This is a genomic window from Enterococcus sp. FZMF (assembly GCF_030263915.1).
GTDB lineage: Bacteria > Bacillota > Bacilli > Lactobacillales > Enterococcaceae > Enterococcus_D > Enterococcus_D casseliflavus.
Genome location: NZ_CP127160.1, coordinates 1427299 through 1443740, shown reverse-complemented (window position 1 = coordinate 1443740; position 16442 = coordinate 1427299). Strand labels below are relative to the sequence as shown.

18 protein-coding genes are annotated in these 16442 nt (G+C 42.2%); 1 reads left to right on the top strand and 17 read right to left on the bottom strand.

Translation table 11 applies throughout. The features are described 5' to 3' along the window. Positions 1-123: 123 nt before the first annotated feature. The 4 genes from thrS to QN079_RS06935 form a co-directional block, all read right to left on the bottom strand. On the bottom strand, positions 124-2064 hold the full coding sequence (gene thrS, locus QN079_RS06950) for a threonine--tRNA ligase (RefSeq protein WP_289230579.1): 1941 nt from the start codon (positions 2062-2064) through the stop codon (positions 124-126). A 311-nt stretch (positions 2065-2375) separates the two neighbouring features. Beyond that, a complete protein-coding gene (gene thmT, locus QN079_RS06945) occupies positions 2376-2552 on the bottom strand; it encodes a 2-hydroxymuconate tautomerase (protein ID WP_005225916.1) in 177 nt (58 codons plus the stop codon). Between the two features lie 88 nt (positions 2553-2640). Next, complete coding sequence (locus tag QN079_RS06940; RefSeq protein ID WP_289230578.1) at positions 2641-3138, bottom strand: ASCH domain-containing protein; 498 nt, start codon at positions 3136-3138, stop codon at positions 2641-2643. Then, positions 3108-3980 (bottom strand): aminoglycoside 6-adenylyltransferase, encoded by an 873-nt coding sequence (locus tag QN079_RS06935; protein WP_289230577.1) that lies wholly within the window; start codon positions 3978-3980, stop codon positions 3108-3110. Before QN079_RS06935 ends, QN079_RS06940 begins: the two co-directional genes overlap by 31 nt. A 140-nt stretch (positions 3981-4120) precedes the next feature. On the opposite strand from QN079_RS06935, the gene helD reads away from it, so the two are divergent. Beyond that, the gene (gene helD / locus QN079_RS06930) at positions 4121-6400 is read left to right on the top strand and encodes an RNA polymerase recycling motor HelD (RefSeq protein ID WP_289230576.1); all 2280 of its coding nucleotides are present in this window, start codon (positions 4121-4123) and stop codon (positions 6398-6400) included. Positions 6401-6457: 57 nt separating this feature from the next. Here helD and QN079_RS06925 read toward each other — a convergent pair whose 3' ends face one another. The 13 genes from QN079_RS06925 to QN079_RS06865 form a co-directional block, all read right to left on the bottom strand. Further along, positions 6458-7117, bottom strand: a complete 660-nt coding sequence (locus QN079_RS06925; protein WP_005225912.1) for a hypothetical protein — start codon at positions 7115-7117, stop codon at positions 6458-6460. Positions 7118-7332: 215 nt separating this feature from the next. Then, on the bottom strand, positions 7333-8055 hold the full coding sequence (locus QN079_RS06920; protein WP_005225911.1) for a YebC/PmpR family DNA-binding transcriptional regulator: 723 nt from the start codon (positions 8053-8055) through the stop codon (positions 7333-7335). 79 nt (positions 8056-8134) lie between these two features. Next, positions 8135-9301 carry a nucleotidyltransferase gene (locus tag QN079_RS06915; protein ID WP_289230575.1) on the bottom strand — a complete coding sequence of 389 codons (1167 nt, stop codon included), beginning with the start codon at positions 9299-9301 and terminating at the stop codon, positions 8135-8137. Between the two features lie 27 nt (positions 9302-9328). Beyond that, positions 9329-10057: a class I SAM-dependent DNA methyltransferase gene (locus QN079_RS06910; protein ID WP_289230727.1), complete on the bottom strand. Its 729-nt coding sequence runs from the start codon at positions 10055-10057 to the stop codon at positions 9329-9331. Further along, positions 10057-10398, bottom strand: coding sequence for a ribosome silencing factor (gene rsfS / locus QN079_RS06905; protein ID WP_034695537.1), 342 nt, complete (start codon positions 10396-10398; stop codon positions 10057-10059). Before rsfS ends, QN079_RS06910 begins: the two co-directional genes overlap by 1 nt. 11 nt (positions 10399-10409) lie before the next feature. After that, positions 10410-11009: a bis(5'-nucleosyl)-tetraphosphatase (symmetrical) YqeK gene (yqeK, locus tag QN079_RS06900; protein WP_005225907.1), complete on the bottom strand. Its 600-nt coding sequence runs from the start codon at positions 11007-11009 to the stop codon at positions 10410-10412. Then, the gene (locus tag QN079_RS06895) at positions 10999-11640 is read right to left on the bottom strand and encodes a nicotinate-nucleotide adenylyltransferase (protein WP_005225906.1); all 642 of its coding nucleotides are present in this window, start codon (positions 11638-11640) and stop codon (positions 10999-11001) included. Before QN079_RS06895 ends, yqeK begins: the two co-directional genes overlap by 11 nt. Before the next feature lie 12 nt (positions 11641-11652). Continuing rightward, positions 11653-11964: a ribosome assembly RNA-binding protein YhbY gene (yhbY, locus tag QN079_RS06890; RefSeq protein ID WP_005225905.1), complete on the bottom strand. Its 312-nt coding sequence runs from the start codon at positions 11962-11964 to the stop codon at positions 11653-11655. Between the two features lie 15 nt (positions 11965-11979). Further along, the gene (yqeH, locus tag QN079_RS06885; RefSeq protein WP_289230574.1) at positions 11980-13098 is read right to left on the bottom strand and encodes a ribosome biogenesis GTPase YqeH; all 1119 of its coding nucleotides are present in this window, start codon (positions 13096-13098) and stop codon (positions 11980-11982) included. A 1-nt stretch (position 13099) separates the two neighbouring features. Further along, on the bottom strand, positions 13100-13624 hold the full coding sequence (locus QN079_RS06880; RefSeq protein WP_005225903.1) for a YqeG family HAD IIIA-type phosphatase: 525 nt from the start codon (positions 13622-13624) through the stop codon (positions 13100-13102). Positions 13625-13983: 359 nt separating this feature from the next. After that, entirely contained in the window at positions 13984-14709 is a 726-nt protein-coding gene (locus QN079_RS06875) for an amino acid ABC transporter ATP-binding protein (protein ID WP_005225901.1), read from the bottom strand. 16 nt (positions 14710-14725) lie between these two features. Then, positions 14726-15415, bottom strand: coding sequence for an amino acid ABC transporter permease (locus QN079_RS06870; RefSeq protein WP_005225900.1), 690 nt, complete (start codon positions 15413-15415; stop codon positions 14726-14728). 22 nt (positions 15416-15437) lie between these two features. After that, positions 15438-16283, bottom strand: a complete 846-nt coding sequence (locus tag QN079_RS06865; protein ID WP_005225899.1) for a transporter substrate-binding domain-containing protein — start codon at positions 16281-16283, stop codon at positions 15438-15440. Between the last annotated feature and the right edge of the window lie 159 nt (positions 16284-16442).

Sequence of the window (16442 nt, the reverse complement as noted above, 5' to 3'; positions counted from 1 at the left end):
GCCACTTATCAATTATACTACAATCTAATCATCATAACAAAACCTATTTATTTATTTTTATGAATTTAGACAAAAAAAGCACCATCTTAAAGAAGGTGCTTTTTCACTTCATCCATCATAAAACTATTTGCGACTATAGTTTTTCACTTCTGCAGCCATTGCATCAACAAACAGATTCAATTCTTCGACTTGGGTCTCTTTGCTGCCGTAGCGACGGATATTGACTGTCGCGTCATTGACTTCTTGATCCCCAACAACGATTTGGTAAGGAATTTTTTGGGTTTGTGATGCGCGGATCTTATACCCCATTTTTTCGTTGCGGTCATCCACTTCTACCCGCAGTCCTTGTGCCTGCAAGCGTTCTTTGATTTCGTAAGCATAGTCACTGTGAGCTTCGACTGAAACTGGAATGATCGATGCTTGGATCGGCGCCAACCAAGTTGGGAATGCGCCTTTATAGACTTCCGTTAGATAAGCCACAAAGCGTTCCATCGTTGAAACGATGCCGCGGTGGATCACCACTGGACGGTGGTTGTTTTCACCATCTTCACCAACATACGTTAGGTCAAACCGTTCAGGCAACAAGAAATCTAATTGGATCGTTGACAAGGTTTCCTCCATGCCTAAAGCTGTTTTCACTTGGACATCTAGTTTTGGTCCATAGAAAGCTGCTTCGCCTTCTGCTTCAAAATAATCCAATTCTAATTCATCCATAGCGGCTTTTAGCATCGTTTGCGCATTTTCCCACATTGCATCGTCATCAAAATATTTGTCTTTGTTTTGTGGATCACGATAACTTAGACGGAAACGATAATCGGTGATATTAAAGTCTTCATAAACACCGATCATTAAATCAAGTGTCCGTTTGAATTCTTCTTTGATTTGATCCGGACGGACGAATGTATGCCCATCGTTTAAAGTCATTTCCCGAACCCGTTGCAATCCAGATAATGCCCCTGATTTTTCATAGCGGTGCATCATGCCTAATTCAGCGATCCGAATCGGTAGCTCACGATACGAATGAATGTCATTTTTATAAACCATCATATGATGCGGACAGTTCATTGGTCGCAATACTAACATTTCCCCATCCCCCATATCCATTGGCGGGAACATGTCTTCATGGTAATGATCCCAGTGCCCTGAGGTTTTGTATAAATCCACGTTTGCCATGATTGGTGTATACACATGTTGGTACCCTAAGCTGATTTCTTTGTCCACGATATACCGTTCGATCGTACGACGGATCGTAGCTCCTTTTGGCAGCCAGAACGGCAAACCAGCGCCGACTTCAGGTGATAACATGAACAATTCTAATTCTTTTCCTAATTTACGATGATCGCGTTCTTTTGCTTCTTCCCGTAAACGGATAAATTCCTTCAAGTCTTTTTTATCGAAAAAGGCTGTTCCATATACCCGTTGCATCATCTGGTTGTCAGAGCTTCCACGCCAGTAAGCACCTGCCACTGATAACAATTTGTACACTTGGATACGACCAGTTGATGGGACGTGAGGACCGCGGCAAAGATCGACAAATTCACCTTGCTGATAGGCAGTAATCGTTTCATCATCTGGTAATTCAGTGATCAACTCTACTTTGTATGGATCTTCGGCAAAAAGGGTCAACGCTTCTTCTTTTGTTAACACGCGGCGTTCGATTGGCAGATTTTCTTTGATGATCTTCATCATCTCTGCTTCGATTGCTGGTAGATCTTCTGCAGTTACTGGGTTTTCCCCATTGTCTGTGTCATAGTAAAAACCAGAATCAATTGCAGGTCCTACCCCAAAATGGATCAATGGATAGAGTCTGCGCATAGCTTGAGCCATTAAATGAGCTGTCGAATGACGAAGTAAGCCTAAGGCGTCTTCATGATCGGGTGTCACGATCTCAATCGTTGCATCTTCTTCGATCGGACGTGAAAGATCGACCAGTTGTCCATTGACTTTTCCAGCTAAGGCTTTCTTTGCAAGACTTTTCGAGATACTTTCAGCAATCTCTTTGGTTGTTACCCCAACAGCAAATTCTTTTTTTGCGCCATCAGGAAATGTAATAAATAATGACATATGAATGTCCTCCTTTGATGATTTCAATCAATAAAAAAAGTCCTAGTATCGGTTACGATACTAGGACGATCACTCGTGGTTCCACCTATTCTTCAAAAACAGAAAAAGTCTGTTTTCCTCTTCATGAGATAACGGTTCAACCGCCTCCGTTTCAACAGAGGTCTTAAAAAAGTGGTCATCCTTTGGTTTTCTTCTAGGAAATTTTCAGCCAAGATTTCCCTCTCTTATCGAAGACTCTCAAATTCAGGTGTCTTTTTTATTGATCGATTATGGCTCAATTAAACCACTCTCTTGATAAAAAAGCAAGAGAATTATTTCCAATCGCCATTCACAGCATAGGTTCCTTGCTTCATTTCATTGATGATAACATGGATATGCTCTTTAGGGGCGCCTGTATTTTTATGGACCGCCTCAGTGATTTCTTTCATCATATTCGTCAGTTGCTCTTGCGAACGTCCTTCAACTAGTTCGACATGGATAAATGGCATACGACTTCCTCCTTTGTTTGCTTTTGATTATACACCTTTTTCAAAAAGACAAAAACTATTACCTTGGTTTCCAAAGAAAACCATGACTTTATTCTTCCTGATAAACGACACAAAACTTTTCGCAAACACACAGCATTTGATCGTGAAAAGACAACCCCGCTGAGGCATAAGCTCGTCGAAAAAAAGCTTCATGAACACGGCGCCGATAAGCCAAAGTGCGATATCCTTCCCCTTCTAAAAAGGCAAAGTCTGCTGTCACCTCATCAAAAGGCACGATCGACACTGACTCTAAGTAAAGAACAGCTTTTGGTACATCCGACCCATTTAAAAGGACACTATAGGTTCCTGATTGCGGCAATGCTTCTTGCTCGATTTCATAGAGCGCAGCGGCAGATGTCGTTGCCGTCTTTTTGCCAGCTAAAACCAGTGCTGCCAGTTCATCGGCCATTTGTGGGGTATCACCAAAGGACCAAGCATCTTCATAGGTCAAAGGAGATTGATTTCTTGGATTTGCTTTTAAAAACCGCTGCCAAAACGCCTGAATCTGACAGTCTTTTATTTTTGATTCTCTGGTTTCATCTGCCAATTTTTTTCACTCCAATACTTCGTATATGTTTGGACATTCTCAGCTTCTTGCCAATCATAGGCCAGCCCTAATTTCTCGCTGATGTTCTTTGCTTGGCCATCAAAACGTTTTTGCATCTTCAAGAGGGACTGACCGCAGGCAGTGATCGTGGAAAAATCAAGCAATGAGGTCAATTCCCGCCACTCCTTTTCCGTTAGAAACGACTGTAGGTATTTATGATTTTTCCCTGTACTCACCTGAAATTGCTGAGCTTGGGCAACGAACAAATCTTCAATCCATAACAATTCTTGCCAACAAATAGTGTATAAATGATCCGCAGCATAAATCAGCTGCTTTCGAAGCAGCCCTTTCACGACATACGTGCTTACCCACCAAAATTCGTTGCAGTGTTCCTGAAAAGCGGCTTGGGTCGGGCGCTTGATCCAGTAATGCGAATGATTTGCTTGATTAGCAAAACTTAGTATTTGGTCTGGATCAAGCAGCGGATGCAAGCCTGGTTCGTTAGCCAGACGATCGACCAGTGCAAGAGGACATAGCATGAGATCGATTCTTACTCCGTCTAAAAAATGCATCAAGTACGTAAAACACCCGCCCAAACTTAACGGATAGATGGTGCTAGCTTCCGGTGTTTGCCTGATCATGATCGGTCCAAAGGCTTCTAACCATGAAGGATCATCGACCAAGGGCTGAATATCATCCATTACGTAAACCACATCAAAGTCTTGTAAAAAATCTTTTGGCGCCTGTGGATCGGTCCGTGAACCAGATAAACCTATGGCACGTGCCCCAACACGTTGCCCCACAGACAGGATCAATTGGTGCAATTCTGCTTCTTCCCTCACCGTCTCCACCTCTTTTTCGTTTCGTTTTTGAACACCTAAGCTCTTTTTATAAATCTTAGCATAGTTTCTTTTTTTCCACGACATTCGCAGGGAAAATATGCTATAATTTTATGTCGCAATTTTTTTAAGGAGGATCCTTCGTGAACGAACGTCAAAAAGAACAACAACATGTCAATGAAACCATTGCTCTGATCCACAGAGAACAAGCGATCCTTTCGCAGCAAAAACAAGAGTTAGCCGCTAAAATGGATGATCAATTAAAAGAAATCGCCGATAAGAAAATTCGCGGGGGCGACAGTGAAGCCTTTTATGAATCAGTTATCGAGTACCAGCAGCATGAACAAGAATTGCTGATAAAATACCAAACCGCAGAATCACAAGAAAAACGCGTCAAAACCTTAACAACGATGGCGGGCAATCCGTATTTTGCTCGAATCGATTTCAAAGAAGAACAAGAAACCGAGACCCTCTATTTGGGGATCGCTTCATTGCGAGACAAAGATGAAGAAACGATCGTCATTGACTGGCGCGCACCGATCGCCAATCTTTATTATGAAGGAGAGCTTGGTGAAACCTTCTACGAAACAGACACTGATCGGTTTACGGTAGAATTGCTTTTGAAACGCCAATTTAAAATTCAAAATGGTGAAATCTTGTCGATGGTCGATACTTCGGAGATCATCAATGACGAATTTTTGTTGGAAATATTGGATGAAGCCTCTTCTTCTCAAATGCGTAACATCGTTTCGACGATCCAAAAAGCACAGAATCAAATCATTCGTGATACCACCAATAAATTCTTACTGATCGAAGGGATTGCTGGAAGTGGGAAAACCTCTGCTTTGTTGCAGCGGGTCGCCTTTTTACTTTATCGGAATCGCAAATGGTTGGACGAAAAACAAGTCTTGCTGTTTTCACCCAATCATTTGTTTTCTGACTATATTTCCATGGTCCTGCCTTCTTTAGGTGAAAGTGAAGTGCCCACAAGAACCTTCCACCACTTTATCCAATTGATTCTGACTGGCTATGAAGTGACGAAAGAAACCCAACAAGAAGAAACCTTTTTAAGCGGCGATGATGATGCCATTGAAAAAATCAAAAGTAGTCTTTTCTTGGTGGAAAAAATCAACCGTTATGTCCGTTCGATTGCACCGATCGGTCCCTTGTTCCGTGATCTAAAAATCCAAGGGCAAACCTATTTGACAAAAGAACAGATTCGCCGCTGGTATCAAGAAACCAATAACGAACTGCCGATTTACCAAAGAACCCAACTGCTTCAAACGAAATTATTAAAAAAAATCGGCGGCTTGGAAAAAGATGAAGCAAAAAAAGACTGGGTCAAAGAAGCGACCGAAGAACAATTGCAACAAGTATTTGCCAATGATCCTCATCAAGAATACAGCGAAGAAAACGAACGCCGTTTGCGGAAGAAACTTAGACAGCAGATCGTCCGCAAGAAGTTCCGTTCCTTGACCCGGGGAGTGAAAAACTTTCAGTTTATCAACCAAGCCAAGCAATACTTACACTTTTTACAATCGGTTGAGTCTGCTGCAGTCAAAGAAACTGGCATCGAGGCTGCGGCTTGGCAGCAAAGTATTGCCGATATTCGACAAGGCATGCGCCAAAGACAGATCAAACAAGAAGACGCCGTTTTGTTTTTCTTACTGATCAAACAGCTTTATCCTGTTCACGTCGAAGAAAAAGCTCGGTTTATCTTTATCGATGAAATGCAGGATTTTCCACCAGCACAAGTGGCCCTACTGCGTCAGCTTTATCCAAAGGCTGGCATCACCCTGTGCGGAGATTTGAATCAAAAAGTGTATGGCAATGAAACGATCGTCGGGGCATTAGCAGAATTATTCCCCCACGAAAGTGTGAAACGTTATCAATTGAAAACCAGCTATCGTTCGACTAAGGAAATCACAGATTTCGCCAATCAATTTTTAGTTGGCAGTGATCAAGTGGAATTGACGGCTCGTAAAGGGGCGGTACCAACAATTGTTAAAGGAACTGCAACTGAAAATCTGGCTTTCCTAGAAACCAGTATTCGTGACGCAGCTGAGAATCAGCGTTGGCGCACCGCGATCATTTGTAAAACCGCAAAGGATTGCCAGCAGTTATATGCCCAGCTGGCAGAAACAATGCAGGAACAAGTGCAGCTGATCACCTCTGAAGAAGACTTCATGAAACGCAATGTGATGATCTTCCCGGCCTTTTTAGCAAAAGGGCTAGAGTTTGACCAAGTATTTGTCTGGACACCAGGTGCCACTTTTGTGACTGAACAAGACCAATTGATTTTTTATACAATGGCGACACGGGCGATGCATCAGTTGACCGTCCTCACCCAAGAGGAATTGCCGCTGCTAGCAAAAGCTGATCCTACCACTTATCAGTTCCAAAAAGCATCAACGATCGGATAACAAAAAACATCACTTTCGGCGAGTTCCCAAAGGAAACAAGCCGATCGTGATGTTTTTTTAGCCTTTTAACTCGCCAATAAATAAACGGGTTTCTGGATAGCGCATCCCTACGATGGTTAAAATCATTTGCAGCTCAGAAACGTGTTCAGGATCTTCTGGAACGAATAATTTTGTATGTCGTCCAATGCTGCCGTTATCGATCAAGCGATGGGTACGATTCCACTCACTAAATTCTTCAATCGTCGTAAAGCGACTAAGAGGAAAGCCAGCGCCATCCAGAATTTCTGTCAATCGAAAAAGTACATAGGAACTGTCGATGACAAATTCTTTTCTATGAGGCAAAGCACGCGTTCGTTTATAATCAATAATTGCTTTTTCTGGTCGGTGCTCTAAAAGCCAATCCAACAGCAAGAAGAACCCTTCCATTCGATACTCATCGATAAAGAGCCGTTCAGAGTATTCCGACATGCGAAAGACTAATGGAATCAAGAATCGCTCTTTATAAATTAATAAGGGTGCGCGATCAACGACGACATTTAAATAACGATTCAAATAAGAAGAGCCACGATAATCACCTAGACGATACCCTTCTACCCCATACTTTTGATATTTCCGACAAAGAGCCGAGCAGTCAGAAATCGATACAGACACTTCTGCTAGCTTTTCAAAACCACTTAAGATTCGATTAAATGGCTCTAAAACGATTTTTTCTTCCATGTCTGCCCCCCTAACGATTTGTTTGCTTATGTAGTAAATCATAACACATAAAATGTATAGAAACCAACTGAAAAGATGATCAACACAGAAGAATTTTCAGTAAATGAGCAACGCCACCGCTTCATTATTTCTCTTGCATAAGCGACAAAGCTTCTACATAAAAAAACATACTAAAAAAATGGCAGCCAGATTGTCTCTAGGCTGCCAAGTGACACTTATTCTTCCGCGTCTGCCACATTGTGATAGACGTTTTGTACGTCTTCAAGATCTTCTAACACATCGATCATTTTTTCAAATTTTTCTAGATCGTCACCCGTCAAGGTTACTTCATTTTGAGGAATCATTTGCATTTCTGCAATTGAGAATTCAGTGATTCCTTTTTCTTTCAAGGCTTCTTGAATGGCATGGAAGTCACTTGGTTCACCGTGAACGATGATTTGTCCATCTTCTTCAACAACATCACGAACATCGATCTCTTTGTCCATCAAATATTCTAAGATTTCATCCGCATCGTCACCGGCAAAGCCAAAGAGTGCCGTGTTATCAAACATATAAGCAACGGCCCCTGAAACACCCATATTCCCGCCGTTTTTACCAAAAGCGGCCCGAACATCGGCTGCGGTGCGGTTGACGTTATTTGTCAACGTGTCGACGATCACCATTGATCCATTTGGACCAAATCCTTCGTATCGAAGTTCTGAGTATTGTTCATCGCCAGAACCTTTGGCTTTTTCAATCGCACGGTCAATAATGTGTTTTGGCACATTGTAGGTTTTCGCACGTTCGATAACAAAGCGTAATTTTTGGTTCGCGTGAGGATCAGGATCACCCGATTTTGCTGCTGCGTAGATTTCGATTCCAAATTTTGCATAAACTCGGCTATTGTTTGCATCTTTAGCAGTTTTTTTCGCTACGATATTTGCCCATTTACGACCCATGATTTCACTTCGCTTTCTTGTTTTTAAAAATCCTTATTCATTATACTTGTCAAATGGCGTTCTGTGAAGTAATTTTCACTTATTTATCAATAAAAAGCGGAATTCTTCGAAAATTTTGTTCTGTGATTTGAGGATTCCCTTGCTGATAGATCTGGTCGATCCGCAATGACAAGCCATAGCGCTGTGCTTCTTGCTTACCAAATTTAGCGATCAGCGGCAGGGTCAGCTCTTTTTTGACCTCTTTTAAATAGTGCTGCCCTTGCTTCGTATACCCTAAGACTCGAATAAAGGAATGTTCTTGAGCTTCCTTCATTTCAGCTTTTGTCACTTGGAACAATACATAACAAGCAAGACGCTGCAGCCGCGTTTGGGTATAACGTTTCGTCTTTAACAACTTGATAAAATCTGCAAAAGAATCCGCCGCCGTCACATATTGTTTTAGTCGATATTCTAATCCTTCTTCCATCTGGTAAATAGCAGCTAATTTTTCGATTGGGGCAGAAATGATCTGGTATTGAAGATACGGCCAAAAGTCTTCCCAGTCGACTGTTGCTTGTGAAAGAAAGGTTTGTGTGGCTTCAGGAACAAAATCCACAACAGCTGCACCTTGTTTGATTGCTTGGCGAATGGCTGTTGCACTGGCGATTGTTGGATGATCGAATTGTTCTGAATGATAAGACGCCGCAACGCGTTGGATGGGGACCAAGCGCATTGGTTTTTCATAATGCAGCACTTCCCGTGCATACGCCATACCCAACAGATGATTGGGCTGGTCTTTTTCTGCATGGTACTCAGGATATAGCTCCCTTAGGACCGCACTCATTTTTTGACTATAGGTAGTATTTTGCCTCGCTAAGCGTTGAAATGCGTCATCGATCATTAGTTGATTTTCTTTTTCAAAGTGAGCAAACTTGGCATAGTCGAAGGGGTGTTTCGTATCTGTGCCAAAGCATAACAACTCACATTGCAGATCCTGCAGAATCCTAATCGCACCCGATGCAAAAAAATCAGCAGAGTGGACGGCCCAAGCGGGGGGCAATTCGACGATCAAGTCTACCCCATATTGTAGTGCTGCTTGAGCTCGCTGCCATTTATCGATGATTGCTGGTTCGCCACGCTGTAAAAAATTCCCACTCATCACCGCAACGACGACATCAGCGTTCGTTACTTGCCGTGCTTTTTCCACATGGTATTGGTGTCCATGGTGAAAAGGATTGTATTCTACGACTAGTCCGCAAGCCTTCATCGACATCCCTCCTGTTTTACATAACGGTTACTTATGGCAGACAAAAAACCAGCGACGGCTTTTTTCATTTGGCTTCGTATCGATAAAATCGGCATAGCATTCAACATTAGCAAAACCAGCATTTTCTAACATTCTTAAATAGCTTTCAAGAGGATAGGTTCTTTCTTGATGAAGCTCATCTAAGCGTTCAAACAACCCATTCTCTTGTGCAACAAACAAGGTCAAGAAGTGTTCAATGCTATGGTCTTTTTCGCCTTGATAGCTTTCCCAAAGAAAGGCAAATTCATCGGTTTGGTAATGATAGCTATAATCAGGAAAGACTTCATCGATTTGATATAAGGAATGCACATCAAATAAAAAGACGCCATCTTCTTCTAAACAACTGTAAACACCATCAAACACTTGCTGCACACTCTGCTCGTCTTCCATGTAGCAAAGGGAGTCAGAATAGCAGGTAATTGCTTGATAGGTGCCAACATCTACGAGATCCAGCATGTCACCCGCAACAAATTGCACAGCCGCTTCTTCTTTTTCAGCCCGTTGACTAGCGATCATCAGCATCTCTTCTGAAAGATCTAACCCAGTCACGTCAAAACCAGCCTTGGCAAACTCAACGGCTAACGCACCAGTTCCACAAGCCAATTCTAACAGCTGTTTTCTTTTTCCTAAATGACGACAAGAAAAATCCAGCCACTTTTTATAGAGACTGGAATCCATTACTTCGTCATAGACAAATGCGAAGGTTTCGTAAGCCATTACGCCACGACCCATTCATTAAGATCCACAAGCGGCGCATCAGACCATAATTTTTCTAGGTTGTAAAAAGCACGTTCTGAGGCACTAAATACGTGAACGATCACGTCACCTAAGTCGATCAAGACCCATTTTCCACCATCTTTTCCTTCGACACGGCGAACAGATACTTGGTTTTCTTCTTCTTTATCGATGACTTCATCAATGATCGCATTGATTTGACGCTCGCTATTTCCTGAACAGATCACAAAGTAATCTGCTAGCAAAGAGATTTCCCGCACATCTAATGCCATAATATCTTCGGCATGTTTGGAATCGGCGGCTTTTACAGCAATTTCTAATATTTTCTGACTATCTATGGTAATTCCCTCCTATATTTGGCTACCCAAAAATTGTAGGTTTCGATCGTTTTTGGGTAGATAACTGCTTCTGTTTCGATCAAATGAAGCAAGGTATGTTTCGTTTCGTAAGCAACAGCGGCATCTAAGTCGATCATTGCGATCTCTCTGGCTTCAACGACTCCAGGAAACGTACGTCCGGGTTCGATATAATCTGCCACATAGATGATTTTATCTAACAGGCTCATCTTAGCAGCTCCGGTGGTGTGCAAACGGATCGCTTGTAAGATTTCTTCGTCATCGATTTCTAATTCTCGTTGAACGAAATCAGCACCGACGAGTCCATGCCAGATGGCATTGTTCCAGTTCAAGAGATCCAAGTCGAATCCGTCTCTACGAATGACTAATTGAAATTCTTCATCGCTGCGTTCTTTCGCATAATCATGCGTCAAGGCGGCGATGCTGGCTTTGACCGGTGAAGCACCATATTTTTCCGCAAGGGCAACGGCCGTTTTTTCGACACCTAACACATGCTCAAAGCGCTTTTGACTCATCTGCATTTGGACCTTTTGCATCAAAAGTTCCCGTTCTGCTTGTGTGTAGTGTTCACTCTTCATCCAAGTACAACCCCTTTTCTTGAATATAGTGTAACACATTATCTGGCAATAAGTAGCGAACCGAACAACCTTGTTGCACTTTTTTACGAATTGTTGTTGAGCTGACATCCATTAGCGGGATATCGATCCAAATAATCGGGTATGGGCTATCGATCGGCACTTCTGGACGACGAACCCCCACAAAAGTCACCAATTCCATCAGCTCATCAATTTGATGCCATTTTGGTAAATAGTTCACCATATCCCCGCCAATGATAAAATAATAATTGGTATCTGGATTCTTAGCTGTCAATTCCCGCATCGTATCAACCGTGTAACTCTTACCTTTTCGTTCCAACTCAATGGTCTCTACAGCAAATCGTGGATTATCGGCGATCGCCAACTCCAACATCGCCAAGCGGTGCTCAGCTGGGATCGTCTTTTTCTCATCAACATGAGGCGGTAAATACTCAGGCATGAAATAAACTTTATCCAGCCCTAATGCTTGCCCTACTTGCTCACCCATGACCAGATGTGCGTAGTGTACTGGATTAAAATTCCCACCAAGAATGCCCACTTGCTTTTTCGGTACAAGTTCTTGTGTTTGTGTCTCTAAAACCGTTTGTACCTTTCCAAATGTTTGTCCTTGCATGCCTTCTCCCTCCTAAATTGAACGAACTTTGCTTGAAATCGTTTGGTATTTTTCTTTGCTTGACGGTTTGAATAAAACGATCACTCGTCCGATGATTTGTACCACTTCACAGCCGACTTTCTCACGGATCGTTTCAGCTGCTTCGTCAGCAACCTCATCGGTATTTTGGAGCAATGAGACTTTGATCAATTCTCGTTTTTCTAGCGCTTCTTCAATTTGCGCCATCATCGCGTCATTCAAGCCGCCTTTGCCGATTTGAAAAATCGGGTTTAAATGGTGCGCTTCACTTCGTAAAAATCTTTTTTGTTTTCCTCGCAAGTCCATATTCTTCCTTCTTCCTTATACTAATGCTTTGCGTCTAAGCACATCGACACCCTTTGGCGCCCACCCAGCGATGACACACGGTTTGGTGATCGTGATCCAGCCAAGTCCAGCAAAAACGATATCGGTTTTTTCTTTGATTGAAAATTCGAAACGGACGAGTTCAGGAAAATCCGCCACTTCATCTGCTCGCGGCGGCTGCAGCAGCCCACCAACATGTTTCTCATAAAACTCATCGGCTTTCGTTAATTTGGTCCGATGGATCGCCACATCATTTGCTACATAAGCAATAAATGAACTGCGTTCTCCTTGAATGAAATCAAATCGGGCAAGTCCTCCTAAGAACAAAGTTTGTTCTGGATTCAACTGATACACCTTTGGTTTGATCTCTTTGGCTGGTGCCACGATTTTTAGATCTTTTTTACCTAAATAATGCGCCATTTGATAACGATGAATAATTCCTGGTGTGTCGATCAAGAAGTGTCCGTCATCCAATGGAATCTCGATTTTATCCAATGTGGTTCCCGGGAAACGCGAAGTCGTGATCAATTCGTTGATCCCCGCTGTTTGTTTGATGATTTGATTGATCAATGTTGATTTTCCAACATTCGTCACACCCACCACATAGACATCGCGTCCTTCACGATACGTTTCGATCGCTTGCAGTAAAGCTTCCGTTTCACCTGGCTTCTTGGCACTCGTCAATAATACATCCACTGGTCTTAATCCAGCTTCATGAGCACGTTCCTTCATCCATTGGGTCATCTTCGATTTTTTCAAAGATTTTGGCAAAATATCCACCTTGTTGCCCACTAATAAAACAGGATTATTGCCGACAAAGCGGTGCAGTCCTGGGATCAATGAATCATTAAAATCGAAAATATCAACGACATTAACGATCAAGGCTTCTTTTTCCCCGATTTCATTCAGTAGACGCAGAAAATCATCGTCGGTAAGGGAAACATCTTGGATCTCATTGTAATGGCGCAAACGGAAGCAGCGTTGACAATAGACTTCTCCTGATTCAAGTCCTTTTTCTAATGCGGATTGCGGGGTGTAGCCCAATTCATTGGGGTTCGTTGTCTGAATCACTGCCCCGCAGCCGATACAGTGAATTTCTTCGATTCCTTCTGTCATATTAAATTCCTCCACGCCATTTTAACTCTGGGTTGTGCTTCAATAAATAGTTCATGATTTTTCTTTCTGCGGCTCGATTAAATTGGGTTTTCCAAGAATCCGTTGGGATCACTGGTTTCACTAAAATACTGCGAACACCGGCACGATTGGCACCTCGTACATCCGTCATGATTTGATCGCCGATCATCACGACCTCTTCTTTTTTCAAGCCTAATTGCTGATAGCCTTGTTTGATCCCTCTTGAAAAAGGTTTTAATGCGCGGTGTACGTACTTTAAGCCAAAGGGCGCAACTGCCCGTGCCACTCGTTCACTATTGTTGTTGGAAACGACAACTACCGGTATCCCAGCATTTTTCATTTCCAGTAGCCAGTTTTTTAGTTCTTCGGTTCCGTCAGGATTGTTCCAAGCAATCAAGGTATTATCAAGATCGGTCAAAATCCCTTTGATCCCCTGTGCCTTTAGTTGGCTAGGGGTGATTTTATAAATCGCATCGACCATCCAAGTCGGTTTATAATTTGAAAACATAAAATCTCCTTTGCTGCATGATTTCTTCACATATTAAAAATCGGTGACTAGTCATCGATCCAAATTGTCGATCCTAAAAAAGAAACAGTCCGATCTGCCTACAATCACGCAGATGGTTTCTATCAAGATCAGACCTCTTCAACCTGTAATTATACAATAGAATCTTTTTGAATACTAGCAAGTGCGCCAGTTTCTGCAGGTTTCTTGTAAAAGAACTGAAAAAGGAACCTGCCAAGACAACCGTTTGTTCTATCACTTCTTTAAAGTAGTCTTTTTTCCGTCAAAAAAGCATCCTTTTACTGAAAGGATGCTTAGGAAAGGTCCAAATTTATCACTAACAACTGCGAACTTCTCGCAGTTTACAATACTTTACTCAAAAAATCAATGGTTCGTGGATTTTTCGGATGATCAAAGATCTGTTCTGGCGTTCCTTCCTCCATAATGATTCCCTGATCCATAAATAAAATCCGATCCGCGACTTCTTTCGCAAAGCCCATTTCATGAGTGACGATGACCATCGTCATTCCTTGCTGAGCCAAACGCTGCATGACGGACAATACTTCGCCAACCATTTCTGGGTCTAACGCTGAAGTCGGTTCATCAAAGAGCATCACGTCTGGTTCCATCGCCAAGGCACGTGCGATAGCGATTCGTTGCATTTGTCCACCAGAAAGACTTTGAGGATAGGCTTTTGCTTTGTCTGGTAAGCCAACATCATTTAGTAGTTGTTTTGCCAACTGATCAGCCGCCGATTTTGCTACCTTCTTGACTTTCGTCGGGGACAAAGTAATGTTTTCTAAAACCGTCATATTCGGAAAAAGATTAAAATTTTGAAATACCATACCCATTTTTTCACGCATCTTATACAAATCATTCTTTGGATCGGTAATATCGGTTCCTTCAAAAAAGATCTTTCCGCTTGTCGGTACTTCTAATAGGTTCAAACAGCGTAAAAACGTGCTTTTTCCTGACCCAGATGGCCCAATCACCACTACGACTTCTCCTTGATCGATCGTCGTTGTGATCCCTTTTAGCACTTGATTGCTGCCAAAGGTTTTGTGTAAATCTTGAATATCTAACATCATAGCTTGTCTTCTCCTTTTAACGACGATAGCCTTTGCCTAGTTTCTTTTCCCATAAACTCAATAGTCGCGAAGTCGTAAACGTCAAGATGAAGTAAATGACCGCCGCCACATAGAAAGGCGTTAATGGTTGGAAAGAACTGGTGACAACGATCTGCGCACTGTTCATCAGCTCGTAGATGCCGATCGTTGAAAGCAAAGAGGAATCCTTAATCAAAACGATAAATTCATTGCCTAGTGGCGGCAAAATGTTGCGTAGTGCTTGTGGCAATACGACATAACGCATCGTTTGAAAAGGCCGCAATCCTAAAGAACCAGCCGCTTCTGTTTGACCGTAATCAACGGCATTGATTCCCCCTCGGACGATCTCAGCAACATATGCCCCAGAATTAAGCGAGAGCGCAATGATCCCAGGAAATAGCCGCCCAAAATCAAGACTCAACACGCCGATCGAGACCGTCGGCAAGGCAAACATTCCTTGCAAAAGACCAAAAGCGATCAATATCTGCACCAGCATCGGTGTGCCGCGGATGACTTCAATATACGCATTAGCAAACCAGCGCAAAGGCGTCACTTTTGATAATTTCATTAGGGCAAAAATCACCCCTAGAATCGTTCCAAAGATCACGGTGATGATAGAGATCACGATGGTGATCACCACACCAGAAAGAAAATAAGGGTAATATATCGCTAAAAAGGATAAATCCATAATTGTGTCTACTCCGTTCTATCTATTGCGCCGCATTTTCGTTGGCTAGATCTGTGTTCTTTTGTACATACTCATCGATTGTACCATCTTCAATCAATTCTTTCAAAATACTGTTTAGTTCTTCTTGTAATTCGGTACTCCCTTTAGGTAAAGCAATTGCATAAGAATCGCCTTCAGATGCTTCTAATGCTACATCAGTGATCACGAGGTCATCATTTTGTGCAACATACGATTCAGCAACCGCACTTTCAAGGACCAAACCGTCGATCGAGCCTTGTTTCAATTCATTGACTAGATTCGGAACTTTGGCGATGGAAACCAATTGCGAATCAGCTAATTGATCTTGAACGATCATTTCTTGGATCGAGCCTTTTTGAGCGCCTACTTTTTTGCCAGACAAGCTTTCGATTGAATCAAATGCCGATTCATTGTTTTTATTAACAACTAATTTTTGTTCTGGTGTAAAATAGTTATCGGTGAAATCAAAAGTCTGTTTACGTTCGTCAGTTGCTGAGATGCCTGAAACAGCGATATCGGCTTTCCCTTGTTGCAAAGCAGTCAAAACAGCATTGAAATCAAGGTCCAAAATATTCACTTCGACACCAAGACGATCAGCGATCTCATTGACCATATCGATATCTGCGCCCACGATCGTATCTTTGCCATCGATCAAGGCATGAAATTCAAACGGGGCAAAGTCAGCAGAAGTTGCCACATTTAACACACCAGCTGCTTTGATGGCTTCCAATTGATTATCCGCCGAACCGCTGGCACTAGAACTTCCAGTACTCGATGAGCCGCCATTCCCACAAGCTCCTAAAACCAAAATCCCCGTCAATACAACAAGTGCTCCAAATAATTTTTTCATTAAAAACGCTCCTCTTCAAAACAAATATTTATGCAATATAATCTTCTTATATTCAGAATATATACATAATAGCACAGAATAATTAAATTTTAAACTAAAAACTTCGCCATTTGTACGATTTATTCAATAACACTTTTAATAAAAAAATACTAGGATACC